The sequence below is a fragment of the Pseudomonas sp. TZ252 genome, from assembly GCF_056110345.1.
This window is the reverse complement of the sequence record NZ_CM148566.1, coordinates 5048665-5073793: the sequence shown is the minus strand read 5'-3', so window position 1 is coordinate 5073793 and position 25129 is coordinate 5048665. Positions and strand designations below refer to the sequence as shown.

Genomic DNA, 25129 nt, shown 5'->3' with positions numbered 1-25129 from the left:
CAATAACAAGAAAAGTCGCGGAGCCAGTGCCATGAACCTGAACAAAGTCGACCTGAACCTGTTCATCGTGTTCGATGCGATCTATACCGAAGCCAACCTGACCCGCGCCGGGCAGATCGTCGGCATCACCCAGCCAGCCGTATCCAACGCCCTTTCCCGGCTGCGCGAGACCTTCAACGACCCGCTGTTCGTGCGCACCGCCCAAGGCATGGTGCCGACCCCTATGGCGCAGAACATCATCGGCCCGGTGCGCAACGCGCTGCAGTTGCTGCGGGTTTCGGTGCAGGAGAGCCGCAGCTTCGATCCGCAGCAGGCGAACAAGACCTACCGCATCAGCATGACCGACCTCACCGAAGCGGTCATCCTCCCCCCGCTGTTCCAGCGCTTGCGCCGCCTGGCGCCGAACGTGCATATCGAGAGCTTCCTCGCCAAGCGCCGCGAGACCACCAAGGAACTCGCCGCCGGCCGCCTCGACTTCGCCGTCGACGCGCCGCTGAACACCGATCCCCAGGTGCGCCACGTCAAGCTGATGGAGGACCGCTACGTCTGCGCCATGCGCCGCGGCCACCCACTGGCGGGCAAGCCGAAGCTGGCCCTGGACGATTACCTGGGCCTGACCCACATCCATATTTCCAGCCGCCGCAGCGGCCTCGGCTACATCGACCTGGCGCTGGGCAAGATGGGCATCCAGCGCAAGATCGCGCTGCGCTCGCAGCACTACCTGATGGCCTCCACGGTGGTCCAGCAGACCGACATGGCGATGACCGTGCCGGAACGCTTCGCCCGTCACCACGACCTGCACTACGCGGTGCTGCCGGTGAGCGACGTGCCGAAGCTGGAAACCCACCTGTACTGGCACGAGAGCACCGATCAGGACCCGGCCAACCGCTGGATGCGCGAGCAGATCATCGAGCTGTGCCAGCAGGTCACCGCGCGCGAGAACAAGGCGGCGCAGCCGGCGTGAGCGCCTGCCAAGGGGCGTAGGGCGAACGAGGCTCGGGCATTTGCTTCCGAGGTGCCTCAGTGCGCCCTCTCCCTGAAGGGAGAAGGCGCCGTTGCGGAAACGACGGATAGTCGCCGCTACAGGCTGCGCGCGATCACCAGGCGCTGCACGTCGCTGGTGCCCTCGTAGATCTGGCAGACCCGCACGTCCCGATAGATGCGTTCCACCGGGAAGTCCTTGAGGTAGCCATAGCCACCGAGGGTCTGGATCGCCGCGGAGCAGACTTCCTCGGCCATCTCCGAGGCGAACAGCTTGGCCATCGAGGCTTCGGTCAGGCACGGCAGACCGGCTTCGCGCAGGCTGGCGGCGTGGTGGACCATCTGCCGCGCCACGGCGATGCGGGTGGCCATGTCGGCCAGGCGGAAGGCCACCGCCTGGTGCTCGATGATCGGCTTGCCGAAGGTTTCCCGCTCATGGGCGTAGTCGCGCGCCGCCTCGAACGCCGCGCGCGCCATGCCGACCGCCTGGGCGGCGATGCCGATGCGGCCGCCTTCGAGGTTGGCCAGGGCGATGCGGTAACCCTCGCCCTCCTCGCCCAGGCGCAGCGTGGCCGGGATACGCAGGTCGTTGAAGGCCAACTGGCAGGTGTCCGAGGCGTGCTGGCCGAGCTTGTCCTCGATCCGCACCACCTCGTAGCCGGGCGTGTCGGTGGGCACGATGAACGCGCTGATGCCGCGCTTTCCGGCATCCGGATCGGTGACCGCGAAGACGATCACCATCCCCGCGTGGCTGCCCGAAGTGATGAACTGCTTGGCACCGTTCAGCACGTAGTGGTCACCGTCGCGGCGGGCGCGGGTCTTCAGGAAGCTCGCGTCGGAACCGGCCTGCGGCTCGGTCAGGGCGAAGGCGCCGAGCATCGAACCCTGGGCCAGCGGACGGAGGAAGCGCTCCTTCTGCTCGGCGCTGCCGAACTTGTGGATCGGCATGCAGCCGACCGAGTTGTGCACGCTCATGATGGTCGAGCAGGCGCCGTCGCCAGCGGCGATCTCCTCGAGGGCCATGGCGTAGGCCAGGTGCCCGGTCTGCGCGCCGCCCCATTCCTCGGGCACCAGCATGCCGAGGAAGCCGAGGTCGGCCATCTCGCGGATCGCCTCGGCCGGGAAACGGTGCTCGCGGTCCCAATCGGCGGCGAACGGTTTCAGCCGTTCCTGGGCGAACTGCCGCGCCATGTCACGGATCTGGATCTCTTCTTCGCAGGGAATCATCGCGGGTTCCTCTTCTTCACTGCCTGCATCAGCGCAAGCGCTCGACGGCGATCGCGGTCGCCTCGCCGCCGCCGATGCAGACCGCCGCCACGCCGCGTTCCAGGTCGTACTGCTGCAGGGCGTTGAGCAGGGTCACGACGATCCGCGCGCCGGACGCGCCGACCGGATGGCCCAGCGCACAGGCGCCGCCGTGGACGTTGAGGCGCTCGTGGGACAGGTCGAGGTCGCGCATTGCCGCCATGCCGACCACGGCGAAGGCTTCGTTGACCTCGAACAGGTCGACCTCGCCCAGCGACCAGCCGGTACGCTGCATCAGGCGCTTCACCGCACCGACCGGCGCGGTGGGGAACAGGTTCGGCGCGTCGGCGAACGAAGCATGCCCACGAATCGCCGCCAACGGCGCGAGCCCGCGTCGCTCGGCCTCGGAAAGGCGCATCAGGACCAGCGCGGCGGCGCCGTCGGAAATCGAACTGGAGTTGGCCGCGGTCACCGTGCCGCCTTCGCGGAACGCCGGCTTCAGGGTCGGGATCTTGTCCAGCCGGGCCTTCGGCGGCTGCTCGTCGCTATCCACCAGGCGCTCGGTCTTGCCGGCGGTGACCGTCAGCGGCACGATCTCGGCCTGGAAGCGCCCGTCGCGCATGGCTTGCTGCGCGCGGGTCAGCGAGGCCACGGCGAACTCGTCCTGTGCTTCGCGGGTGAAGCCGTAGGCCTTGGCACAGTCCTCGGCGAAGGTGCCCATCAGGCGGCCCTTGTCGTAGGCGTCTTCGAGGCCGTCGAGGAACATGTGGTCGAGCACCTTGCCGTGGCCCATGCGGTAGCCGCTACGGGCGCGCTCCAGCAGGTAGGGCGCGTTGGACATGCTTTCCATGCCCCCGGCCAGTGCGACCCCGGCGCTGCCGGCGAGCAACGTGTCATGGGCGAGCATCAGCGCCTTCATGCCCGAGCCGCACATCTTGTTCAGCGTCGAGCACGGCGTGCCGCGCGCCAGTCCGGCGCCAAGCACCGCCTGGCGCGCCGGCGCCTGGCCCTGGCCGGCGGCGAGCACGCAGCCGAGCACGGCCTCGTCCACTTCGTCGGCTTGCAGGCGCGCCCGCTCCACCGCGGCGCGCACCGCCGCGGCACCGAGGGTAGCGGCGTTGACGTCCTTGAAGTCGCCGAGGAAGCCGCCCATCGGGGTGCGGACGGCGCTGACGATGACGATCGGATCTTCGCGGGTCATGGGATCTTCCTCCTGTATTAGCGGGCGGCCATGCGGATGGCGCCGTCGAGGCGAATCACTTCGCCGTTGAGCATGCTGTTCTCGATGATCTGCCGGACCAGCGCGGCGTATTCGTCCGGACGCCCCAGGCGCGGCGGGAACGGCACGCTGGCGCCGAGGGAGTCGCGCACCTCCTGGGGCATGCCGGCCATCATCGGTGTCTCGAAGATGCCCGGGGCGATGGTCATCACCCGGATGCCGAAGCGCGCCAGCTCGCGGGCGATGGGCAGGGTCATGCCGACCACCCCGCTCTTCGAGGCGGAATAGGCGGCCTGGCCGATCTGCCCGTCGAACGCCGCCACCGAGGCGGTATTGACGATCACCCCGCGCTCGCCGCCCTCGTCCGGCTGGCCCTGGGACATGGCCTCGGCGGCCAGGCGCAGCATGTTGAAACTACCCACCAGGTTGATGTCGATGACCCGGCGGAAACTCTCCAGGGCATGGATGCCATTGCGTCCGAGGACCTTCTCGGCCGGCGCCACGCCCGCGCAATTGGCCAGGCCATGGAGGCCGCCGAAGGCCTCCAGTGCAGCGGCCACGGCCTGGCGGCCGTCGGCCTCGCTGGCGATGTCGGCCCTGACGAAGCGCGCCTGGGCGCCAAGCTCGGCGGCCTTGGCCGCGCCGGCCTCGGCGTTGATGTCGGCCAGCACCACCTTGCCACCCTGCTCCACCAGCATCTTCGCGGTGGCGGCGCCGAGGCCGGAGCTGCCGCCGGTAACCAGGAACACTCGATTTTCGATACGCACGTCGTTTTCTCCTGCTGAATCAGTTCGCGGCGGCCGCCCGTGGGGCCGCCTCGCGTTGCCGGGCGATCTCCTGGTTGCGCAGGAGAAAGCGCTGGATCTTGCCGCTGGGAGTCTTCGGCAGTTCCTCGAGGAACTCGATCTCCCGCGGGTAGGCGTGCGCCGACAGGCGCTGGCGCACGTATCGCTGCAATGCGTCCGCCAGTTCCGGCGTCGGCCGGTGGCCGGCGCAGAGCACGACGAAGGCCTTGACCAGTTCGGTGCGCTCCGGGTCGGGCTTGCCGATCACCGCCGCCTCCATCACTGCCGGGTGTTCGATCAGCGCGCTCTCCACATCGAACGGGCCGACCCGGTAGCCAGAGGTGGTAATGACGTCGTCGGCGCGGCCGACGAAGCTGATGCTGCCGTCTTCGTTGAGTTCGACGGTATCGCCGCTCAGGTAGTAGTCGCCGACGAAGGCTGCGGTTTCCAGGCCCTGGTAGCCGGGAAACCACATCAGCGGCGAACGCCGCCGGTCGAGGGCGAGGATGCCTGGCTGGCCGGGCGGCAGTTCGTTGAGATCGTCGTCCAGCACTACTACCCGGTGCCCGGGACAGGCGAACCCGGCGGCGCCGACCCGCACCGGATGCGCCAGGGCATGGTGGTTGCACAGCACCATGCCCAGCTCGGTCTGCCCGTAATGATCGTGGATGGTGGTGCCGAGCCTGTCGGCGAACCAGCGGATCACCTCCGGCGTCAACGGCTCGCCGGCGCTGCTGACCGCGCGCAGGCGCCCCTTCAGCGCAGTTTCCGCGGCCGCGCCGGCGGCCATCAGCAGGCGATAGGCGGTGGGCGATCCGGCAAGGTTGGTGATGCCGTAGTCACGGATGATCCGGCAGGTGCTTTCCACGCTGAACGGCCCTTCGTAGAAGGTGGTCGGATGGCCCATGGCGAGGGGACCGGCGACAGCGTAGTAGAGGCCGTAGGCCCAGCCCGGATCGGCGAGGTTCCAGAAGGCGTCCTCGGGGCGCAGGTCCACCGCCTCGCGCAGGTAGCCGACGAAGGCGAGGATCGCCTTGAGCGGCACCGGCACCGGTTTGGCCAGGCCGGTGGTGCCGGAGGTGAACATCATCAGGAACGGATCCTCGCCGCTGCGCGGAACCGGCTCGAATTCGGCCGGATAGCGCTCCAGCTCGGCCCAGAAGCTGAAATCGCCGCGACGGATGCCCTGCCCCTTCGGTCCGCCGACGGTGACGGCCAGAGGCGGATCGGCGAGTTCGTCGAGCTTGTCGCGGTTGGCCGCATCGGTGACCAGCACCTTGCTGCCGGCGGTCGCCACGCGGTGTTCGATAGCCTTCGGGCCGAAGGCGGTGAACAGCGGCTGGTACACCGCGCCCAGGCGCCAGGCGCCGAGGATGGTGACCAGAAGCTCGGGCGTGCGCGGCAACAGGCCGGCGACGCAGTCGCCCGGGCGTACGCCCTGGGCCTGGAGGAAATTGGCGAAACGTCCGGAGAGCGCTTTCAGCTCGCTGAAGGTATAGCTGGCGCGACTGCCATCCTTGCCCTCCCAGAACAACGCGATCCGTCCCGGCAGGGCATGCCGGTCGCAGCATTCGACGCAGGCGTTGAGCGCCTGGAGCGTACCGGAAAGCGTGGCGGCGGCGGTCCGCTGCAAGTCGAACCCGGCGGCAGTGGTGGCGTAGTCGCGCATTGCAGGACTCCTCGGCTTGTTTTTGTATGGAGTAGCCGGAATCTTCACGCCATGGCCGACGCGGGGCAATGTCGAAAGGCTTCAATCTGCCTGAGCGGTTTGGACAATCCGTGCTGGCCGCCTGCCCCGCCGAACCGTTCGCGACATACGGCGGATGACGCTGCGCGGGCATTCACCCTATCGATGGCCGAGCGTTTCGGACAAGACGCCTGACGACTCGGCCGACGCGGTTTCCGCCGCGACCTGCGTCCGGTACCGCCCGGGGGTCGAGCCGGTCCACTTCTTGAACGCCTTGTGGAACGCGCTGCCATCGGCGAAGCCCAGCTCCAGCGCCAGTTCGGCGAAATTCGCCGCGCCGGCGTCCAGCCGCGCGATGGCCAGGTCGCGGCGGACCTGGTCCTTCAGCGCCTGGTAGCTCTGCCCTTCCAGGGACAGCTTGCGGCGCAGGGTCGAGGGCGCCATGAAAAAATGCCCGGCGAGCGCGTCCGCGTCCGGCCAGCGTCCCGGCCGCAGGCTGCGCAGGTAGGCCTTGATCCGCGCCGCCAGGCTCTGCGGATCGCGATAGCGGACCAGGATGTTGGCCGGCGCGCCGAGCAGGAAGCGCCGCAGCTCCCGCTTGTCGCGGCGGACCGGCAAGACCAGGCAGTCGGCATTGAACAGCAGACGGCTGAGGGGACGGGAGAAACGCAGGTTGTCGCTGAACATCACCCGGTAGTCCTCGATGTAGTCCGGCTGCGGACAGCGCAGGTCGATGGCCAGGATCGGGATGCGCCGGCCGACCAGCCAGCAGGCCAGGCCATGGGTGATCATCCATAGGGTGAAGTAGGACAGCGCTCGCCCGTACCGGCCCGGTGCCTCGTCGAGGACGATTTCCGCCAGGCCGCCACGGCGCTGCAGGCGCGGCTGGAAGTCGTCGAACTGCAGGCAGAGGAATCGCAGGATGCCGGTCAGCGCCGGCTCCAGGGTCTGCTCGTGAATCGCACAGCGGCTCATGAAAGCGAAGCTGCCACTCTTCAGGCGCCGCGAGTCCATGCCGAAGAACTCGTCGTCCATGCGCCAAGCGAGATCCAGCCAGAGCCGCGAATAGGCGTGCGAGGTGACCCGCGCGTAGGGTTTGCCGAGCAGCTGCGGATCGATACCGGCGGCCTGGAGGACCTCACCCTCCTCGCCGCCCTGCCGGCGCCACTCCACCAGCGCCTCGCCGACCAGGCGCACCGAGATGGTGCCCTTGGTGCTCGCCTGAGTCTCGCCGTCGTTCTTCACCCGCCCCTCTCGCCTCGCTGCGCGCCGCCCGCCACCTTAGCGCAGGAGCGGGGCGCGGCTCCATCCTCTCAATCGCGCCCCTGGCGCAGCGCGAGTAGGCGAATCTCTTCGATGCTGATCTCGCGCATGCGGAACTTCTGGATCTTGCCGGTAACGGTCATCGGGAACTCGTCGACGAACTTGAAGTGGCGCGGGATCTTGAAGTGAGCGATACGCGCCTTGCAGAACGCCCGCAACTGTTCGTCATCGGCGTGGTGGCCCGGATGCAGCTTGATCCAGGCGACGATTTCCTCGCCATAGCGCTCGTCGGGGATGCCGATCACCTGCACGTCGGCCACCGCCGGGTGAGTGAAGAAGAACTCCTCCAGTTCGCGCGGATAGATGTTCTCGCCGCCGCGGATGATCATGTCCTTGCTGCGCCCGACGATCCGCACGTAGCCGTCGTCGTCCATCACCGCCAGGTCGCCGGTGTGCATCCAGCGCGCCGGGTCGATGGCCTCGGCGGTGGCCTGGGGGTCGTTCCAGTAGCCGAGCATCACGCTGTAGCCGCGGGTGCACAGCTCGCCGATCTCGCCGCGCGGCACCACCCTGCCCGTCTGGTCGACGATCTTGCTCTCCAGCCTCGGCTGGGTGCGTCCGACAGTGGTCACGCGCAGCTCCAGGCCATCGTCCGGACCGGTCTGCAGCGACACCGGACTGGTCTCGGTCATGCCGTAGGCGATCTGCACCTCGGCCATGTGCATGTCGCCAATGACCCGCCGCATCACCTCGATCGGGCAGGTGGCGCCGGCCATGATTCCGGTGCGCAGGCTGGAAAGGTCGAATTCGCGGCGGCGCGGATGATCCAGCTCGGCGATGAACATGGTCGGTACCCCGTACAGCGCGGTGGCGCGCTCCTCGGCCACGGCCAGCAGGGTCGCCTCGGCGTCAAAGCTGGGCGCCGGGTAGATCATGGTCGAGCCGTGGGTGACGCAGCCGAGGTTGCCCATCACCATGCCGAAGCAGTGATACAGCGGCACCGGGATCACCAGGCGGTCTTCCGCGCCGAGTCCGAGGCTTTCGCCGACCATGTAGCCGTTGTTGAGGATGTTGTAGTGGCTGAGGGTGGCGCCCTTGGGGAAGCCGGTGGTACCGGAGGTGTACTGGATGTTGATCGGCTCGTCGAACTGCAGCGAGGCCTGGCGCTGGCGCAGTTCCTCGGCGCCTACCGCGGCGGCCAGCCCCGGCAGGCCCTGCCAGTGCAGGAAGCCCGCCGGCGCCCGCTCGGCCAGGCTGATCACGCCGCGCAGTTCCGGCAGGCGCTCGCTGGCCAGTTCGCCCGGACGCGCCCGCGCCAGCTCCGGCAGCAGGTCGCCGAGCATCGCGTGGTAGTCGCTGGTCTTGAAGGCGTCGGCGCAGATCAGCCAACTGCAACCGGACTGCTTGAGAGCGTATTCCAGCTCGCTGCTGCGGTATGCCGGGTTGATGTTCACCAGGACCGCACCGACCTTGGCGCTGGCGAACTGGGTAATGCACCATTCGGCGCAGTTCGGCGCCCAGATCCCCAGGCGTTCGCCGGGGCGCAGGCCCAGGGCGATGAAGGCGCGGGCGTAGGCATCGACCCGCTCCGCCAGTTGCCGCCAGCTGTAGCGCAGGCGTTGATGCCGCACCACCAGCGCCTCGCGCTCGGCATGACGCGCGACGGTGGCATCGAAGGCGTCGCCGACGGTGGTCGCCAGCAAGGCGACATCCTGGCGACCCGAGGTATAGCTCGGCTGATTCATGGCTTTCCCTTGTTGTGGTTGTTCTGGGAATGTCGCTGAACCGTCGTCCTGCGCCGCCAGGGCGCTACGACGGACACCGGCGAGCGGTGTCGGTGAAGTCGAAGAGCATGTTTACGTTAACGTAAAGGTAAACGCAAGAGGCTTATCCGCCCAGGGCCGTCGGCCCCGGCGCGGCCCAACGGAACGGCGTAGAATGGGCGGTTTTTCACAGGAGCACAGCATGACCCCGGAAATCGCCATCGGCCTGGTGACGGCCCTCGGCCTCGGTGCGCTGGTCGGTCTCGAGCGACAATGGCGACAGCGCTCTTCCGGCATGGCCACCCACGCGATGGTCGCACTCGGTGCGGCCAGCTTCTCGATCCTGCCGCTGTTGCTCGACAACGAGGTCAGCGTGACCCGCATGGCGGCCCAGGTAGTCAGCGGCATCGGTTTTCTCGGCGCCGGCGTGATCATGCGCGACGGCCTCAGCGTACGCGGCCTGAGCACTGCGGCGAGCATCTGGAGCACCGGCGCGATCGGCGTACTGGCCGGCAGCGGTTTCATCCTGGCGGCCTGCATGACGACCGCGCTGATCGTCATCGCCAACCTGTTCCTGCCCGCTCTCGGCCGGGTGGTGGACCGCCACACCTCGGGCGAGGCCGAGCAGGAGCGCTTCTACCAGATCAGCGTGTCCTGCGAGGCGCGCAACGAAGCGCTGGTGCGCATGCAGTTGCTGCAACGCATGGGCGACAACCGCCTGAACCTGCAGAGCCTGGAAAGCCACGCGCTGAAAGGCAGCGGCAACGTGGAAGTGAACGCCGTGGTGTTCACCCTGCACAAGGAGGACTCGCTGGTGGAACAGATGGTCGGCGAGCTGTGCCTGGCACCGCAGGTCACCGCCGCCAGTTGGGTGATGAATCCCGCCGCGGAATGAACCGGCGAATTTAGGTTGCCCATTCTAGACGCTTCGCCGCAGGCTTTTCCCACCTCCAGACAAGAACAAGCCGGAGTGAACCACACCACCACTGCCTGTTTCGTGGACGGGGCGAGCCGCCCCGCGGGGAGGAGTCATGCGCTTGCGTTGTTTCTTGCGAGGTTGCCGCTGGGACGAAGGTAGCCTGGTCACGGTAGGCCCCGACCTGATGCTGCGCCAACGTTGCCGGCGTTGCGGCGCCCATCGCTATCTCAGCGTCGAGGCGCCGCCCGAGGAAGCCTGAGCGACGCCGGTCGCGTCCAGGCGTCGAGCGGCTGGCCCTTCAGCGCAGGACCAGGCTGGCCCGGGTGCGCAGGTAGCTCTGCCGGTAGACCACGCTGTTGGCCGGACTGGCGGTATATACCAGGGAGTACATCGCGCGCTGTCCCAGGGCCATCGCCACGATCTGGGTCAGCAGCACCTCGTTGCCCTGGCTGATCCGGCAGTGGGTCTCCAGCGATGCCAGGCCGCCGAGGTTCGAGCGGATCGGTGTGGTGCAGCGCGAGCCCAGCCCGGCCTTGCGGTAGCCCGATTGGACGACATCGAAGACACTCTGGAACTGGCCGTCGATCTCCACCGACTCCTCTTCCATCATCTTCAGGCTGAGCAACTCGATGCTGGCTTCCTTCTCGCCTCCCGGCCCGAGCTTGGTCGCCAGTTGCCGGGAGCCCAGTTGCTCCACGTCGCTGGCCTCGGGTGGGATGCTCTCGGTGATCACCTGCCAGCCGGCCGGCCAGTCGACCTCGGGCTGATAGCCACTGCTGGCGCAACCCGCCACAAGCCCCGCCACTACCACCAGCGCCAAGCCGGACGCCTTGCTTCTCATAGCATTTCCTTACTCGCAAAACCCATCGGAGGGAAAGGTCGGACCTGTCGCCATGGCGCCGTCCGCGCAGTCTCCGAGCCCATGGCGACAACGTTCCCAGCTTACCGGAGAGACGGCGAGCGCCAAGGCGCAAGCCTGAACAAGCTAGCCGACTTGGCGAGGAACGCACAAATTTCATCGGCTGGCGTACAGGTATGGGACATCGGTACCAATAGCGAAGTCGCGCAATCCGTCAGTTTTTTTTGAATTTTTGCCATTGGAAAAAGTCTGTTCAGCGCAGCGTTTTTCCAAGTCCCATCCGGCCCGCAAGGAGAACCCATGGCTGAACCCCAGGACAAGTACACCCGGCGCACAGGCAGGACCTGGGCGGACGACCAGGCGACCTACAACCGTCTGCGCGAAGAAGCCGACGCCGCTCGCCAGAAGCTGCGCGAAAGCGGCTACAGCGGCGCCGAGTACGACCAGTTGCGTCAAGCCGCCTTCGATCTCAACCGCAAGGCCAACCAGTACTGGGAGCAGATGCTCAGCGACCTGCGCCAGGAAGACTGATCAGCGCCACGCCGGGAGACTGCCGCTCTCGGCCCGCACACCCCCTCCACTCTTTGCGTGCTCCTGGCGTCGGCTCATTCGGGCGCATCCGGGTATTGCACCTCGTCCAGCAGGCGAAACCCCACGTTGTCGGCGTCCAGCGCGCTGAGCAGCTCGATCTGTCGATCAATGTCCTGGTTGATATTGGCCAACTGGCCGATGAAGGCATTGGCCGCCTGGCGGGTGCCAGGGTCGGAGCTGCGCGACAGCTCGAAGCCGAGCTGGGTCAGGGCAGCGGCCAGGTGAGCGAGATTGCGCACACTCAACGAGTGCAACTGGCGGGAAACGGCCTGTTCATCCTGAACGGTGGGAGGGACATCCATGAGTCAGATCCTTCGACTGGCACAATGTGACATTCGTCACAGAGATTAACCGAAGCCCCGCAGAACATCCATGCCAGCTATTTCCCTTCGTCGGCTCTGGCCCGGCCCCTGCGTCGTCCTCAAGTTGTCAGATCCGCTGTCGATACTCTGCGTGCCGGAACACGCGCCATGCCCGCCTCGCCGGGCCACAGGGACGTCCTCGGCTGCCTCGTCGCAGCCTGCGTGCCGGTCCAACCTGGCAATCCATCGAGGCGTTCCATGCTGCAACAATCCCTACGTGCGCAAATCCTTGTCCTGCTCGGCGGCAGCCTGGCGGCGCTGCTACTCATAGCCCTGGCCTGCTTCGGCTCGCTGACCGGCGACGTACGCGCCTACCGCGAGCTGCTCGGCGGCCCCGTGCGGGCGGCGCAACTGATCGACGAGGCCAACCTGCAATTCCGCGGCCAGGTCCAGGAATGGAAGAACGTCCTGCTGCGCGGACGCCAGGCAGAGGCCCAGACGAAATACTGGAGCCAGTTCGAAGCCCAGGAGCGAGCGGTGCAGGACATCCTCGGGCGCCTGGGCAGCGTGGCCGAAGGCGAGTTGAAGGATCGTGTCGAGCGCCTGCGCGAAGAGCACCGGCGACTCGGTACGGCTTACCGACAAGGCAGGCAACGGTTCCTCGAGGCGGGCGCCGACCCCATCGCCGGCGACCAGGCGGTGACCGGCATCGACCGCGCCACCACCGCGCAGATGCAGGCCCTGCGCGACGAACTGCACCAGGCCAGTGATCTCCATTCCTCCTCCATCAGCGCGGAGGCCCGGCGCACCATGCTGCTCGGCAGCCTGGTGCTGATCGGCGCCAGCCTGGCCGTCGCCCTGCTCAGCCTGTGGCTGGTCAACCGCAACCTGGTCCGTCCGGTGCAACGCCTGATCGAGCACATCGCCCAGCTCAGCCATGGCGACTTCGGCGAGCGCATCGAGATCCGGCGCAAGGACGAACTCGGCAAGCTGGCCCTGGCCGCCAACACCCTGCGCGACTTCCTGGTGGACATCTTCGACCGGCTGCGGCGCAGTACCCGCGACCTGGACAGCGCCAGCGGCTCGCTGAACGCGATCGCCAGCCTGATGGCGGCCGGTACCCGCGAGCAGTTCAGCCGCACCGACCAGGTCGCCACGGCGATGCAGGAAATGTCCGCCACCGCCCAGGAAGTGGCGCGCTACGCCGGCGACGCGGCCAGGGCCGCCGACGAGGCGGACGATTCCGCCCAGCGCGGCGAAGACGTGATGGAAGAAACGATTCGCAGCATCGGCGAGATGCGCAAGGAGATCGACCATACGGTGGAGGTCATCCGCCAATTGGAAAGCGATAGCGGCAGGATCGGCAAGGTCCTCGACGTGATCCGTGGCATCGCCGAGCAGACCAACCTGCTCGCTCTCAACGCGGCCATCGAAGCCGCCCGCGCCGGCGATGCCGGCCGTGGCTTCGCGGTGGTCGCCGACGAGGTCCGCACCCTGGCGCAGCGCACCGCCGAGTCCATCGCCGAGATCCACCAGATCATCGATACCGTGCAGAACGGTGCGGTGAATGCCGCGCGCGCCATCGAAAGCGGGCAGTCGCGCAGCGAGGCCGGTGCCGAGCAGGTTGCCAACGCCGGCGCCATGCTGCGCCAGATCACCGCCTCGGTCGAATCGATCCGCGACATGAACCGCCAGATCGCTACCGCCGCCGAGGAACAGACCGCCGTGGCCGAGGACATTTCCCGCAACCTCACGGAAATCGCCTCGATCGCCTCCAGCAACCAGGAACAGGTGGAGCAGACCGAAGCCGCCAGCCGCGATCTCCACGGCCTCTCCGCGCAACTGGGCGATGCCCTGCAACGCCTGCGGGCCTGACCTGGGGTAAGGAAACGACTTCCATGAGGTAAGGCGGACAACCGCAACGCGATTATCCGCCGCTCCAACGGGGGGTCATGGCGGATAGCGTTGTGGCGCTATCCGCCATGCACAGCCAGGGTTCGATCAGTCGAGGACGTTGTCCAGCACCTCGTAGATCAGCCCGGTCGCCACCGCCACCAGCAGCAGGTCGGTGCCGGCCTGCATCCACTCGTAGCCGTCGTAGTGCGGCAGCCGGCCTAGCAGGCGGCCGTCGAGTTTCTTGGCGATGCCGGGCGGCAGCGGCTTGCCGCGCGCCAGGTTCTTCTGGATGCCGGGCGGCAGGGCCGGCCCCGGGTTCCAGTAGCCGCGGTTGTCGCCGAGGATCACCCGTACCCCGCCGACGTCGATACGCGGTCCCGAGTCCCAGTTGCCGCCGCCGTTGCCCTTCTGGCCGGCGCCGCCGCCCTTGTTGCCGGGGCCGCCATGGTTGTCGTGGCCACCCTGGTTGCCTTTGTTGCCCTTGTTACCCTTTCCGCCGTCCATCTGGTTACCGTGCGGGTTGCCCTTGCCATTGCCCGGGTCGGCCAGGACGGCAGGCGTACCGCCGATCAGGGACAGGCTCACGACCAGCGCGAGCACAGAACGAGTGTTGAACATGATGATGTTCTCTCCATGCGAGGACGATCCCTCGATAGCTTAGAACCGTTTCGCTTGTTTGGTTCCATGCCGTCGATCGCGACGAAACCCAGGGAAAGCCCGAGCTGCCGGCTTGGTCGAACCTGTCGAATCAGCTATGCTGCCGCTCCCTGCAAGCGACTACCCGCTACTCCCCGATGACCTGGCTGCCCACTCCGCCATAGCCATGCCTGCCCCTTCCGGCCACGGTCCGAACGACCGTGGCCAGCGTTCGTTCGCCTGAACGCCTGTCGTCATCCCTTGTTTTTTCCAATGCCATCCCGCGGCCCGCGCTGTCGACCGACTGCACGGGCCGTGCCTCGCCCCTGGGTATCCCGATGCTACAGACGCTGAAACAGAACTGGTTCTCCAACCTCCGCGGCGACCTGCTCGCCGGCCTGGTCGTCGCCCTGGCGCTGATCCCCGAGGCCATCGCCTTCTCCATCATCGCCGGGGTCGCCCCGAAGATCGGCCTGTACGCCTCCTTCAGCATGGCGGTGGTGATCGCCTTCGCCGGCGGCCGTCCGGGAATGATCTCCGCCGCGACTGGCGCCATGGCGCTGCTGATGGTCAACCTGGTGAAGGACCACGGCCTGCAATACCTGCTGGCAGCGACCCTGCTCTGCGGCGTGCTGCAGATACTCGCCGGCTACCTGCGCCTGGGTTCGCTGATGCGCTTCGTCTCGCACTCGGTGGTGACCGGTTTCGTCAATGCCCTGGCGATCCTCATCTTCATGGCCCAGCTACCCGAACTCACCGATGTCGGCTGGCCGGTCTACGCGATGACCGCCGCGGGCCTGGCGATCGTCTACGGCTTCCCGCACCTGCCACGGATCGGCCGGCTGCTGCCCTCTCCGCTGGTATGCATCCTGGTCCTCACCGGCATATCCATCTACCTGGGCCTGGACATCCGCACCGTCGGCGACATGGGTCAGTTGCCCGACAGCCTGCCGCTGTTCCTCTGGCCGGACGTGCCGCTGAACCTCGACACCCTGCTGATCGTCCTGCCCTACTCCGCCGCCCTGGCGGTGGTCGGCCTTCTGGAGTCGCTGATGACCGCCACCATCGTCGACGAGATGACCGACACCGGCAGCGACAAGAACCGCGAATGCAAGGGCCAGGGCCTGGCGAACATCGCCACCGGCCTGCTCGGCGGCATGGCTGGCTGCGCGATGATCGGCCAGTCGGTGATCAATGTTAAATCCGGCGGGCGCAGCCGGCTCTCGACCCTGGTGGCCGGCGTCGCGCTGCTGCTGATGGTGGTGTTCCTCAGCGACTGGGTCGGGCGGATTCCCATGGCGGCCCTGGTGGCGGTGATGATCATGGTGTCCATCGGCACCTTCCGCTGGGAGTCGATCCGCAACCTGAAGCGCTACCCGCTATCGACCAACCTGGTCATGCTGGTGACAGTCGGCGTGGTCCTCGCCACCCACAACCTGGCCTTCGGCGTGGTCGCCGGCGTTCTCCTGGCCTCGCTGTTCTTCGCCAACAAGATCGGGCACTACCTCGATATCGACAGCGAACGCTCCGCCGACGGCACCCGCCGCCACTACCAGGTGAGCGGGCAGGTGTTCTTCGCGTCGTCCGGCAGGTTCATCGCCGCCTTCGACCTGAGAGAGACGCTGGAGCATGTGCTCATCGACCTGCGCCACGCCCACCTGTGGGACGTCACCGCCGTCGCGGCACTGGACAAGGTGGTCCTGGGCTTTCGCCAGCGCGGCGTGCAGGTCGACGTGCTGGGCCTGAACGCCGCCAGCGCGACCCTGGTCGATCGCTTCGGCGCCTACGACAAGCCGGGCGCCGTGGACATTCTCCCCGGCCATTGAGCGAAGCGCCACTCGGCGGGCAGGCATGGGCTGGCCCTTCCGCTGTGGCGGAGAGCCCGCCGCTCCGTCAGTAAATCGCGGAAGAACTGTTCGAAGATGACGACATGCAGGCTGGCGCGTTATAGCGATCCGGCGATTCGGAAGCTTCCTCCGGGTCAGTGGCTGGCCTGCGAAGACTCTCCACGTATCAGTGCTGACAGGGGGCAGCACGGGGATACAGCGCTGCATCGGTGCCTGCGCGCCCGGAGGCCTAGCGCCCGGGGCGGGAGAAGGCGCGAAAGGTGTCGAACGCCAGCACCAGAAACAGCATCGGCATGAGCAACGGGACGAAGGCGGACATGGCGTCCTGGTAAGGCCGCCCCAGCCACCACAGGAAGAGGCTGGCGCCGCCGATCAGCAGGATGACGAGAAGGATGACGAACTTGCAGAGGCGCGAGGCGAAGGAGAGCGTGTCGGACATGTCTTTTCTCGGTGGAAGCATGTGCGACCGTTTTAGCGAGCGGTGATGCTGGCCGATATAGGAAGAGTCCGTTTACCAGGTAATCGATTTCGCAGAGCTGGCGTCGGCGTCGAAGGCCGTACCGGCATGACCGCGATCAACCTCCACGCCCTTTCATCGCTGCAATCTGGGAAAAGAGCCCGCGCTCCACGAAATAAAGGCACAATGACATCATTGATTGCCGATGCCCGACATCGCAGTAGCCCAGGAGTCCAGCATGGCAACCCCACCCTATCCCGAGGACGAGCATTCGAGACAGGCCTACGTCGACCAACTCGGTCTGCTGGAAGAAGGTGCGGACGAGGTATTCGAGGAAATCCTCGCCGCCGCTACGTCCTACTTCCAGACGCCCATCGCGCTCATTTCCATCCTCGACCATCAGCGCCAGTGGTTTCGCGCGAGCATCGGCCTCGATATCCGGCAGACGCCGCGACGGGATTCGTTCTGCGCCTATGCGATCCTGGGCAAGGGAGTCTTCGAGGTGGCCGACGCCACTCTCGACCCGCGCTTCCGGGACAATCCCTATGTGCAAGGCGAACCGCGCATCCGCTTCTACGCCGGGGCTCCGCTGGCCACCGCGGAAGGTCTCAACCTCGGCAGCCTCTGCGTCATCGACCGGGAACCACGCGGGCCGCTGGCCGAGCGGGACGTCGCCATGCTCGAGCACTTCGCCCGGCTGGTGATGGCCCGTATCCATACGCTCCGCTCGACCAACTACATCGACGAGCCAACCGGCCTGTACAACCGTCTCCGCCTGCAGGAGGACGTTTCCCTGCGCCTGCAGCGCGACGGCGCCCTCACCGTGATCGCCGCCGACCTCCTGCCCCTCGCCCTGCTGAATACCATCATCCGTACGCTGGGCTATCCCTTTTCCAACGACCTCATGCTCGAGGCGCGCGACCGCATCCGCGCGGAACTGCCGGATTTCACTCTCTACAAGATCAGCCCGACGCGCTTCGGACTGCTCCTGCCACGGCAGCAACAGGAAGAAACCGAGTCGGTCTGCCTCCGCCTGCTGCGGGCCTTCGAAAGCCCCGTCGTATGTCGCGGGATCCCGATCAAGGCCAACGTGGGCCTCGGCGTACTACCGCTTGCCGACGATCCCCTCGATGGCGATCAGGACTGGCTGCGCCTGGTGGTCAGCGCGGCCGACGACGCCCGCGACCGCGGTGTCGGCTGGGCCCGCTACAACCCGCCGCTGGACCAGGCCCAGCAGCGTGCCTTCACATTGCTGACCTCGCTGTCCCAGGCGATCGGAACCGAAGAAGGCTTCCATCTGGTGTATCAGCCGAAAATCGACCTGCCGACAGGCAGGTGTACGGGCGTGGAAGCGCTGCTGCGCTGGCGGCACCCGCAACTCGGCTTCGTCAGCCCCGCCGAATTCGTGCCCCTGGCGGAGAAAACCGCACTGATGCGCCCCCTCAGCGACTGGGTGCTGCGCCATGCCATGGCCCAGCTGGCGCAATGGAACGCACGGAACATCCCGCTCAGGCTGGCGATCAACGTATCGGCATCGGACATGGAAGACAGCAGCTTCCTGGAAGAGGCCGTCAGACTCGCCAAAACCTACGACATCGACCTTTCCGCCCTCGAGCTGGAGTTCACCGAAAGCGTACTCATCCGCGACGCCTCGGCGGTCGGCTCGGTGCTGCTGCGTGCCCGGGAGCTTGGCATGGGCATCGCGGTGGACGACTTCGGCACCGGCTACAGCAACTGGACCTACCTGCGCGATCTGCCAATCACCGCCATCAAGCTCGACCAATCGTTCACCCGCGACCTCGCCGGCTCGCCGAAGGCGCAGAGCGTCACCCAGGCGGTGATCGGCCTGGCCAGCCAGTTGGGTTATCGGGTGGTCGCGGAAGGCATCGAGACCCACGACACCTTCCACCTGCTGCAGGCCTGGGGCTGCCACGAGGGCCAGGGCTATCTGATCGCCCAGCCGATGCTGCCGGAGCAACTGGAGGACTGGCTGCGGCGTTAGCCAATGCAGGCACGTGGAATGGGCCCTACCAGCATGCTCGCCAGCCTCAGCGCGTCGCTCAGGGACTGGCGAGCAAGGCCCAGACCAGATAGATCGAGTAAAGGGTCAGGAGTATCAGTGCCAACAGCACCGCCCTGCTGGCATGGCGCGCAGCCACCCAGCGGGAATTGCGCCCGCAGCGCCAGACCACGACGAGGCTGAGGCACAGGTAGGCCAGCCTAACCAGCTCGACACCGACCATTCCCCACAAGGTCAGGGCCACCGCATGTTCGCCGGGAGCTTCCTGCATCAGCGGATCGACAATGGCCACCATCGCCTGCCTGGCGGCGACGCTGAGCAATAAGAAACCCGCAGCGAAGAACAGCCAGAATGCCTTCCACAGCGGCTGCCCGCCGGAAAGGAAACCTCTCGCAGTCAGCTTCTCCTCGGCCAGGTCCGCCTCTGGGGTCTTGTATGGGTGCTCCATGCCCTGGGACCTCCCTGCAAACGGGCACCCTAGCACATCCCGCGCCGCTCGCCTTCTTCAGCGGGCGGCAGACCGTCCGTTGCACCTCGCGATGTTTCCAGCGCTCGGCCGAGCGTCTCTAGCGCGGGCAGGAGACCTGCGTGCCTTCCACCTTGCGGATGTGATCGCGATAGGAGCCGGAAACCAGGATCGATTGCGTGCCGCCCTTCTCGCTGAGAATGCCATCGCAACTGTAATCGCAGCCAGCCTCGATGCTGAGGCACACGTCCTGTCCCTCGAAACGGTACAGGTTGGCAGGCCACCCCGTGCAATCGTACAGGCCTGCGCCAGGGCATTCGACGGCCTCGAGTCTTCCGGCAACGACGATGGTCGAACCTGCCATGTCCTTGAGTTCCTCCGCGGCGCCAGCGGCAATGGAGAAGAGAGCGGGAAATACAACCAGGGAAAGTCGGCAGGGCATCGGCTTCGGTACTGTCTACTATGTGGACGGAATTCTGAATCGGGTCAGGAATCGATATTCCCGTTCAGACCGAAGCGTGTTGAAGCAGTTCCCCGCCCCCACTCGCTCGGTTTCCCACGACCGCGGCAGCTCCAGGAGTTCGATACTCTTGTCATTGATAGTCGCAACTGCGAAGCGCTGCCTGTCCGTTCATAACGGCCACACGGGCAACTTCACTTTATTTGCATTTAAAAAAAGAGCCCATTCGGGCCCTTTTTTTTCCGAGACAAGTTATCAGGACTGATCCTTTCCAATATTGACACTGAACGAGCCGGAGTTATTGCCATAGGTTCCGGGCACGTCGTTGTAGATAAGAGTGATTGCACCCTGGACATTATTGGGTGCAACCCAACGGAACAACCCGGTATTGACCGGAATGGTTCCGCTGTTGCCAATCTTCATGACCAGCGCACCACAAAACGCATCGTGGCAGATCAGCCCTTGGTCCGGATGCTCCCGATCGCCCTGCGGCCCCCATTTCTGGGTAGGTCCGTAACTGGCCCAACCGGCGGCGACGATGGTAATGACATCGCCCGGATTGTAGATAATCGACGTTACCTGCCCTGCTTCGTTATTAGCCAGAACCTCACCTTTCCAAGCCATGATTGATCTCCGATATATGAATTCCTGTTCATAAACGAAAGAGGCGAAAAACCCTGATTCGCGATCCTTCCCTGTCAGCAAAGCACAGCAACGAGGAAGTACCGCCTACCAATTCATGCAGGAGAAAAGAGGATAATTCCGCCAGTGAATTGAATATATTCGGAAAGGAAATTAAAAAGCAGGAGCAGAAGATAACGACAAAAAATCAAACTTCCAAAGACAACTACTTCAAGCTGCACAAACACTCCCGCACACCAGCCAGGGCGAACCCTATACGGAGCCGTACTAGAATGAAACGCCTCCAAGGCCGAGAAGGGAAAGAAGGCAACGTCGACTCGTTGACTGCCGCGCGATTGCGGGCCGGAAGAAAATCGGGGAAGGAGCGCAGAAGTCGGCTGAACGCCAGGAAACACAATGGTGCCCGGAGCCGGGGTCGAACCGGCACGGGGTTACCCCCGAGGGATTTTAAGTCCCTTGCGTCTACCGATTTCGCCATCCGGGCAGGATCTCGCTTCAAGTGAGCCGGCAACGGGAACCAAACCGGCATCCCAACCCGAGACCCACCCCAAACGGTAGATAAATCATTGTCTTACGTTACTCTAGCCGGCGCAACAGTTAATTTCCGTGGGCTCCGCCCAGGTTGCCGGGTGATTCCAGGGGAAGCACGATCCGGAAAGCGCTGCCGACTCCCGGCTGGCTGCGTACCTCGATGGTGCCGCCGTGTTTCTGGACGATGCCGTAGGAGAGCGACAACCCCAGGCCGGTCCCCTTGCCTACCGGCTTGGTGGTGAAGAACGGATCGAAGATGCGCGGCAGGATCTCGGGGGAGATACCCTGCCCCGAGTCTTCCACTTCGATCCAGGCATGCTCCACGGTATGCCCCGTGCGAATCACGATGCGACCCCGCTCCGGCCCCATCGCCTGGGCCGCGTTCATCACCAGGTTCATCACCACCTGGTTGATCTGCGACGGCAGGCACTTCACCTCGGGTAGATCGCCGTATTCGCGGACCACGTCGGCCCGGTACTTCAGTTCGCTGGCGACGATATTGAGGGTCGACTCGATCCCCTGGTGCAGATCGGTCCACTGCCAGTCGTCCTCGGCGTCGACGCGGGAGAAGTTCTTCAGGTCCTGGACGATCTTGCGCACCCGCCCTATACCTTCCCTGGATTCGCGCAGCAACACGGCGACATCCTCCTTGACGAAGGCCAGTTCGACCCGCTCGCCGAGCTGCTCCAGGCGTCTTGCCAGCGCCTCGTCGCGGATCGCGGGGCGAGCCTCTTCATAGGCTTCAAGTACCTCCAGCAAACGCCTGACGTGCTCCTCCAGGGTGGTGTAGTTGGAGGAAACGTAGCTGATGGGGTTATTGATCTCATGGGCGACGCCGGCGGCCAGGTGGCCGATCGAGGCAAGCTTCTCCGTCTGCACCAGTTGGCTTTCCAGTTCCTTGCGCTCGCCGATCTCTTTCTCCAGCGCCTCCTTGGCCTGGCCGACTTCCCGGGTGATCTCCTGGATGGCAGCCTCCATCCGGCTCATCTGCAACTGGAGGTGAGCCGTCACGTTCCACTTGGCGCTGAGATTGCCGGCCATCTGGCGGACCTCCTGTCCCTGCAAAGGCAGGCCGAGGAGCAGCAGGCGCTCTTCCGCAGCCCACGGCGCCAATAGCGGAAAATCGGCGGGAGGCGCATGCACCACGACCTGCAAGCGGGAGTCGAGACGCCAGAACCGCTCGAGAACGGGAATATCCGCGCCTACCGACGGCATCCCGAGAAACACCACGGCATACGGCGCATCGGCCTGGAGGGCCGAGCGTATCCGCCCCAATGCCTCCTCGGCGCTTCCCGCCGTATCCACCTGGTAGCCCCACTCAGGCGCCACGGGAGGCGATTCGGCCCCTAGGGTTCCCTGCAACAACCCGCATACACGGTCTCGATCCGCCTGCCGCTCATCGATCACCAGCAAGCGCCGGTTCCTGATGGGTAACGTCTCCATGATCCGCACCTCCGCTCGCCCAGCCGCCGCGTGCATGCGCCCTCGTCCAGGCCAGACTCGGACTATGCTTGCCTGAAGCATTCAGGCAAAACTCACCCGGTGGACAGACACTCATGAACGATAGCGCACCTCCTTCCAACGAGACGGAGATCCGCTTCAGCGTGCTGCTGGTCGACGACGAGCCGCTGATCCTCAGCAGCCTGCGCCGGCTGCTACGCAACCAGCCCTACGACCTGTTGCTGGCGGAGAGCGGCGAACAGGCCCTGCAACTGCTGGAAAGCCGGCCCGTGGACCTGGTGGTGTCCGACGCCCGCATGCCGAACATGGACGGCGCTGCCCTGCTCGCGGAAATCCATCGCCGCTCCCCGGAAACCATTCGCATCCTGCTCACCGGCCATGCCGACCTGCCAACCATCGCCAAGGCCATCAATGAAGGGCGCATCCACCATTACCTGAGCAAGCCGTGGAACGACGACGAGTTGCTGCTGACCCTGCGCCAGTCGCTCGAATACCTGCATTCCGAGCGCGAGCGGCGGCGCCTGGAGCGACTTACCCAGGAGCAGAACGACCGCCTCCAGCAACTCAACGCCACGCTGGAAAAGCGCGTTCAGGCGCGCACCGCCGAACTGCAGCAGACCGCCGACATGCTCGACCTCGCCTATGAGGAGCTAAAGCGCAGCTACGTGGTCGGCACCGAAGTCTTCTCGCTGCTGGTCAACCAGCGCCTGCCCAAGGACAAGCAGACCAACCAGCAAATCATCGAACTGGTCCGCGCCTGCTGTGCCAGCGGCCTCGTCGACGAATCGGATGGTCGCGACCTGGCGATGGCCGCGGCGCTCTACAACATCGGCAAGCTGAGCTGGAACGACACCCTGCTCAGCTCGCCCTCGGACCTGCTCTATCACCACGACCGCGATCGTTTCCGCGGCTACCCGGAACTCAGCGAGTCGCTGCTGATGTCGCTGGAACCGATGCAGGACGCCGCCCGCCTGATTCGCCATCACCAGGAGCACTGGGACGGCAGCGGCTATCCGGACCACCTCAAGGGCGAGGCCATTCCCCTGGGCTCGCGCCTCTTGAAGCTGGCGGTGGATTTCGTCGAGCTGCAGCGCGGACTGATCCTCGAACGGCGCATGAATCGCGACGAAGCACTGATGTACATCCGCAAATACGCCGGCCGGCTGTACGACCCCGAGCTGATCGAACCGTTCATCCAGGTCTGCGCGACGACCCTTGCCGATGTCACCCTGGCCGATCCGCAAGTCCGTGCCCATGGCACCCGCGACCTGGTTCCGGGCATGGTGCTGGCGCGCAACCTCACCGCCAACAACGGCATGCTGCTGCTCAACGCGGGCAAGGTCCTGAACCTGGCGCTGATCGAGAAGCTGATCGCCTTCGAAGCGATCGAAGGCGCACGCTACACGCTGTTCGTGCGCCTCCCGGAGTCGACGACCTAGGCGGCTCCCGTCAGATCTTGAAGCGCTCCACCGACGAGCGCATGGTCGCTGCAACCTCGTTCAGGCGCCTGGCGGTGGCGGCCATCTCGTGCATCGCCTGGGTGTTCTGCTGCGAACGCTGGGCGATGAGTTCCACGCGCTGGGCGATTTCATCACTGGCGCGCGACTGCTCGCGGATGGTCTGGGAAATCTCATCGACCACCGACGCGGCATGACGGGTTCCATCGAGGATCTCGTTGATCGACACCCCTGCCTGGCGGGCGAACGACACCCCCTCGTTGACCCGGCTCACGCCGGCCTCCATGCTGTTGATCGCTTGCCCTGTGCTGGCGCGGATGCGCTCGATCATCGCGGTGATCTCCTGGGTCGACTGGGTGGTCCGCGCCGCCAGCCCGCGTACCTCGTCGGCGACCACGGCGAAACCGCGCCCGGCCTCTCCGGCCCGCGCCGCCTCGATGGCGGCGTTCAACGCCAGCAGGTTGGTCTGCTCGGCGATCCCCTTGATCACCTGGATGATCGAATGGATCTCGTCCGACGACTGGCCGAGAGCGGTGATGCTGGTGGAGGACTGGTTGACCACGTCGGCGATGCGGCTCATCCCTTCCACCACGTTGAGGATCACCTGCCCGCCACTGCTGGCCAGCTCCTCGGACTTGGCCGAGATCACCCTGGCGTTGTCGGCGTGGTCGGAAATCTGCGAGATATTGGTGATCATCTCTTCCATGCTCGCGGCCATGCTGGTGGCGCTGTCGGCCTGTTGGCTGGCACCGTCGACGATCGACTGCGAGGTCTGGCCGATGGATTGGGAGGTGTCATGGAGCTCTTCGCTTTCCTGGCGGATGATGGTGATCATCTGCCGCAGGTTCTCCTGCATCTCGCCCAAGGCCCGCTGCAACTGTCCGGCCTCATCGTCGCTGTCGACACCGATCGGCTCCTGCAGGTTGCCCTGGGCGATCACCCGGGCCGAGGCGACCAGCTTGCGCAGAGGCTTGAGGACGGCACCCAGCAACTGGCGACAAAGCTGCCCGAGGACCAGGCAGGCGACCAGGATGCCGCCCGCGAGCATCCAGGCGGAATAGCGCATGCTGTCTTCGCGCGCCCGGTTGGTCTGCTCGACGTGTTTCTCGATCAGGCTGCTGAGCGCTTCGTTGCGCCCTTCCAGCTCCTTGAAGGCCTGGACGAACTGCGGCAGCTCGGCCCGTGCCGCCACGGGATCGAGCAACGCCTTGCCGACGATGCTCTCGGCGGCGCCGATGTAGGCTTCCAGGTCGGGCCGCAACTCGACCAGCGCCTGGTGGATGGCGTCGTTGAGAGGCAGCCCCTGGTTCTGCTCGACCACCTTGCGAAACCACTGGCTGTGCTCCTGCAGGTCCTGGCGGACCTGCTCGGCCGCCGCGCCGTCGCCGGGCTGGACCACGAACGCCGCGAGGACGTCGGCGCGCAAGGCGTCGTGCATCATGTCGCCTTCCATGTGGTTGCGCAGCGCATTGACGCTCAGCTCGTTCTCCGACAGCGCCTTGCCCAACCGCAATTGCCCCCAGAAGCCGACCCCGCCTAGCAGCACCACAGCCACGATGCCGATGGCGCCCGAAGCGAGGATTCTCTGCCGAATGTTCATCCCTGGGCTCCTTTCCGTGCCGAGATATCGCTAAGGATAGTC

The 25129-nt window shown here is 65.8% G+C and carries 23 protein-coding genes and 1 tRNA gene; 8 read left to right on the top strand and 16 right to left on the bottom strand.

What is annotated here, in order from left to right; translation table 11 throughout:
• Positions 1-31: 31 nt before the first annotated feature.
• Positions 32-964, top strand: a complete 933-nt coding sequence (locus ACYAF3_RS23755; RefSeq protein ID WP_003090000.1) for a LysR family transcriptional regulator — start codon at positions 32-34, stop codon at positions 962-964.
• A 116-nt stretch (positions 965-1080) separates the two neighbouring features.
• On the opposite strand, the gene ACYAF3_RS23750 is transcribed toward ACYAF3_RS23755, so the two are convergent.
• The 6 genes from ACYAF3_RS23750 to ACYAF3_RS23725 all read right to left on the bottom strand — a co-directional run bounded on the left by ACYAF3_RS23750 (position 1081) and on the right by ACYAF3_RS23725 (position 8925).
• Positions 1081-2208: an acyl-CoA dehydrogenase family protein gene (locus ACYAF3_RS23750; RefSeq protein ID WP_003090001.1), complete on the bottom strand. Its 1128-nt coding sequence runs from the start codon at positions 2206-2208 to the stop codon at positions 1081-1083.
• 28 nt (positions 2209-2236) lie between these two features.
• Positions 2237-3427: an acetyl-CoA C-acyltransferase gene (locus ACYAF3_RS23745; RefSeq protein WP_126558696.1), complete on the bottom strand. Its 1191-nt coding sequence runs from the start codon at positions 3425-3427 to the stop codon at positions 2237-2239.
• Between the two features lie 17 nt (positions 3428-3444).
• Positions 3445-4212 (bottom strand): 3-hydroxyacyl-CoA dehydrogenase, encoded by a 768-nt coding sequence (locus ACYAF3_RS23740; protein WP_003102518.1) that lies wholly within the window; start codon positions 4210-4212, stop codon positions 3445-3447.
• Positions 4213-4231: 19 nt separating this feature from the next.
• Positions 4232-5899 (bottom strand): acyl-CoA synthetase, encoded by a 1668-nt coding sequence (locus ACYAF3_RS23735; RefSeq protein ID WP_003102517.1) that lies wholly within the window; start codon positions 5897-5899, stop codon positions 4232-4234.
• Between the two features lie 177 nt (positions 5900-6076).
• Positions 6077-7162 carry an AraC family transcriptional regulator gene (locus tag ACYAF3_RS23730; RefSeq protein WP_023130680.1) on the bottom strand — a complete coding sequence of 362 codons (1086 nt, stop codon included), beginning with the start codon at positions 7160-7162 and terminating at the stop codon, positions 6077-6079.
• Positions 7163-7230: 68 nt separating this feature from the next.
• Positions 7231-8925 (bottom strand): AMP-binding protein, encoded by a 1695-nt coding sequence (locus tag ACYAF3_RS23725; protein ID WP_003113337.1) that lies wholly within the window; start codon positions 8923-8925, stop codon positions 7231-7233.
• A gap of 220 nt (positions 8926-9145) precedes the next feature.
• On the opposite strand from ACYAF3_RS23725, the gene ACYAF3_RS23720 reads away from it, so the two are divergent.
• Together ACYAF3_RS23720 and ACYAF3_RS23715 are read left to right on the top strand one after the other, a co-directional pair.
• Positions 9146-9838 carry an MgtC/SapB family protein gene (locus tag ACYAF3_RS23720; RefSeq protein WP_003102512.1) on the top strand — a complete coding sequence of 231 codons (693 nt, stop codon included), beginning with the start codon at positions 9146-9148 and terminating at the stop codon, positions 9836-9838.
• A 136-nt stretch (positions 9839-9974) separates the two neighbouring features.
• Entirely contained in the window at positions 9975-10121 is a 147-nt protein-coding gene (locus tag ACYAF3_RS23715; RefSeq protein WP_003090016.1) for a PSPA7_2676 family Cys-rich small protein, read from the top strand.
• A gap of 39 nt (positions 10122-10160) precedes the next feature.
• Here ACYAF3_RS23715 and ACYAF3_RS23710 read toward each other — a convergent pair whose 3' ends face one another.
• Positions 10161-10703, bottom strand: coding sequence for a DUF4946 domain-containing protein (locus ACYAF3_RS23710; protein WP_003090018.1), 543 nt, complete (start codon positions 10701-10703; stop codon positions 10161-10163).
• A 318-nt stretch (positions 10704-11021) separates the two neighbouring features.
• Between ACYAF3_RS23710 and srfA the strand changes: the two genes are divergently transcribed.
• Entirely contained in the window at positions 11022-11252 is a 231-nt protein-coding gene (gene srfA / locus ACYAF3_RS23705; RefSeq protein ID WP_003090022.1) for a stress response facilitator SrfA, read from the top strand.
• A 74-nt stretch (positions 11253-11326) separates the two neighbouring features.
• Here srfA and plzR read toward each other — a convergent pair whose 3' ends face one another.
• A complete protein-coding gene (plzR, locus tag ACYAF3_RS23700; RefSeq protein WP_003102510.1) occupies positions 11327-11614 on the bottom strand; it encodes a type 4 pili assembly inhibitor PlzR in 288 nt (95 codons plus the stop codon).
• Positions 11615-11782: 168 nt separating this feature from the next.
• On the opposite strand from plzR, the gene ctpH reads away from it, so the two are divergent.
• Entirely contained in the window at positions 11783-13489 is a 1707-nt protein-coding gene (gene ctpH, locus ACYAF3_RS23695) for a methyl-accepting chemotaxis protein CtpH (protein ID WP_003124541.1), read from the top strand.
• Between the two features lie 126 nt (positions 13490-13615).
• Here the strand turns inward: ctpH and ACYAF3_RS23690 are convergent, their stop codons facing one another.
• Entirely contained in the window at positions 13616-14128 is a 513-nt protein-coding gene (locus ACYAF3_RS23690) for an anti-virulence regulator CigR family protein (protein ID WP_003090028.1), read from the bottom strand.
• Positions 14129-14484: 356 nt separating this feature from the next.
• Here ACYAF3_RS23690 and ACYAF3_RS23685 point away from each other — a divergent pair, with 356 nt between their 5' ends.
• Positions 14485-15972, top strand: coding sequence for a SulP family inorganic anion transporter (locus ACYAF3_RS23685; RefSeq protein ID WP_033998469.1), 1488 nt, complete (start codon positions 14485-14487; stop codon positions 15970-15972).
• Between the two features lie 250 nt (positions 15973-16222).
• On the opposite strand, the gene ACYAF3_RS23680 is transcribed toward ACYAF3_RS23685, so the two are convergent.
• Complete coding sequence (locus tag ACYAF3_RS23680) at positions 16223-16432, bottom strand: hypothetical protein (RefSeq protein ID WP_003102501.1); 210 nt, start codon at positions 16430-16432, stop codon at positions 16223-16225.
• 256 nt (positions 16433-16688) lie between these two features.
• Here ACYAF3_RS23680 and ACYAF3_RS23675 point away from each other — a divergent pair, with 256 nt between their 5' ends.
• On the top strand, positions 16689-18452 hold the full coding sequence (locus ACYAF3_RS23675; RefSeq protein ID WP_003102498.1) for a cyclic di-GMP phosphodiesterase: 1764 nt from the start codon (positions 16689-16691) through the stop codon (positions 18450-18452).
• 58 nt (positions 18453-18510) lie between these two features.
• Here ACYAF3_RS23675 and ACYAF3_RS23670 read toward each other — a convergent pair whose 3' ends face one another.
• From ACYAF3_RS23670 to ACYAF3_RS23650, 5 genes are all read right to left on the bottom strand, one after another.
• Positions 18511-18918, bottom strand: coding sequence for a hypothetical protein (locus ACYAF3_RS23670; RefSeq protein ID WP_003102495.1), 408 nt, complete (start codon positions 18916-18918; stop codon positions 18511-18513).
• Positions 18919-19036: 118 nt separating this feature from the next.
• A complete protein-coding gene (locus tag ACYAF3_RS23665; RefSeq protein ID WP_003120049.1) occupies positions 19037-19378 on the bottom strand; it encodes a hypothetical protein in 342 nt (113 codons plus the stop codon).
• 273 nt (positions 19379-19651) lie between these two features.
• Positions 19652-20020, bottom strand: a complete 369-nt coding sequence (gene lecA / locus ACYAF3_RS23660) for a PA-I galactophilic lectin (protein ID WP_003102492.1) — start codon at positions 20018-20020, stop codon at positions 19652-19654.
• A gap of 415 nt (positions 20021-20435) precedes the next feature.
• Positions 20436-20522: transfer RNA gene (locus ACYAF3_RS23655), tRNA-Leu, on the bottom strand.
• A 113-nt stretch (positions 20523-20635) separates the two neighbouring features.
• Positions 20636-22048, bottom strand: a complete 1413-nt coding sequence (locus ACYAF3_RS23650) for an ATP-binding protein (RefSeq protein ID WP_031629074.1) — start codon at positions 22046-22048, stop codon at positions 20636-20638.
• A gap of 77 nt (positions 22049-22125) precedes the next feature.
• Here ACYAF3_RS23650 and nosR point away from each other — a divergent pair, with 77 nt between their 5' ends.
• The gene (gene nosR, locus ACYAF3_RS23645; protein ID WP_003102481.1) at positions 22126-23469 is read left to right on the top strand and encodes a response regulator c-di-GMP phosphodiesterase, NosR family; all 1344 of its coding nucleotides are present in this window, start codon (positions 22126-22128) and stop codon (positions 23467-23469) included.
• A 10-nt stretch (positions 23470-23479) separates the two neighbouring features.
• On the opposite strand, the gene ACYAF3_RS23640 is transcribed toward nosR, so the two are convergent.
• Complete coding sequence (locus ACYAF3_RS23640; protein WP_010793075.1) at positions 23480-25087, bottom strand: methyl-accepting chemotaxis protein; 1608 nt, start codon at positions 25085-25087, stop codon at positions 23480-23482.
• Between the last annotated feature and the right edge of the window lie 42 nt (positions 25088-25129).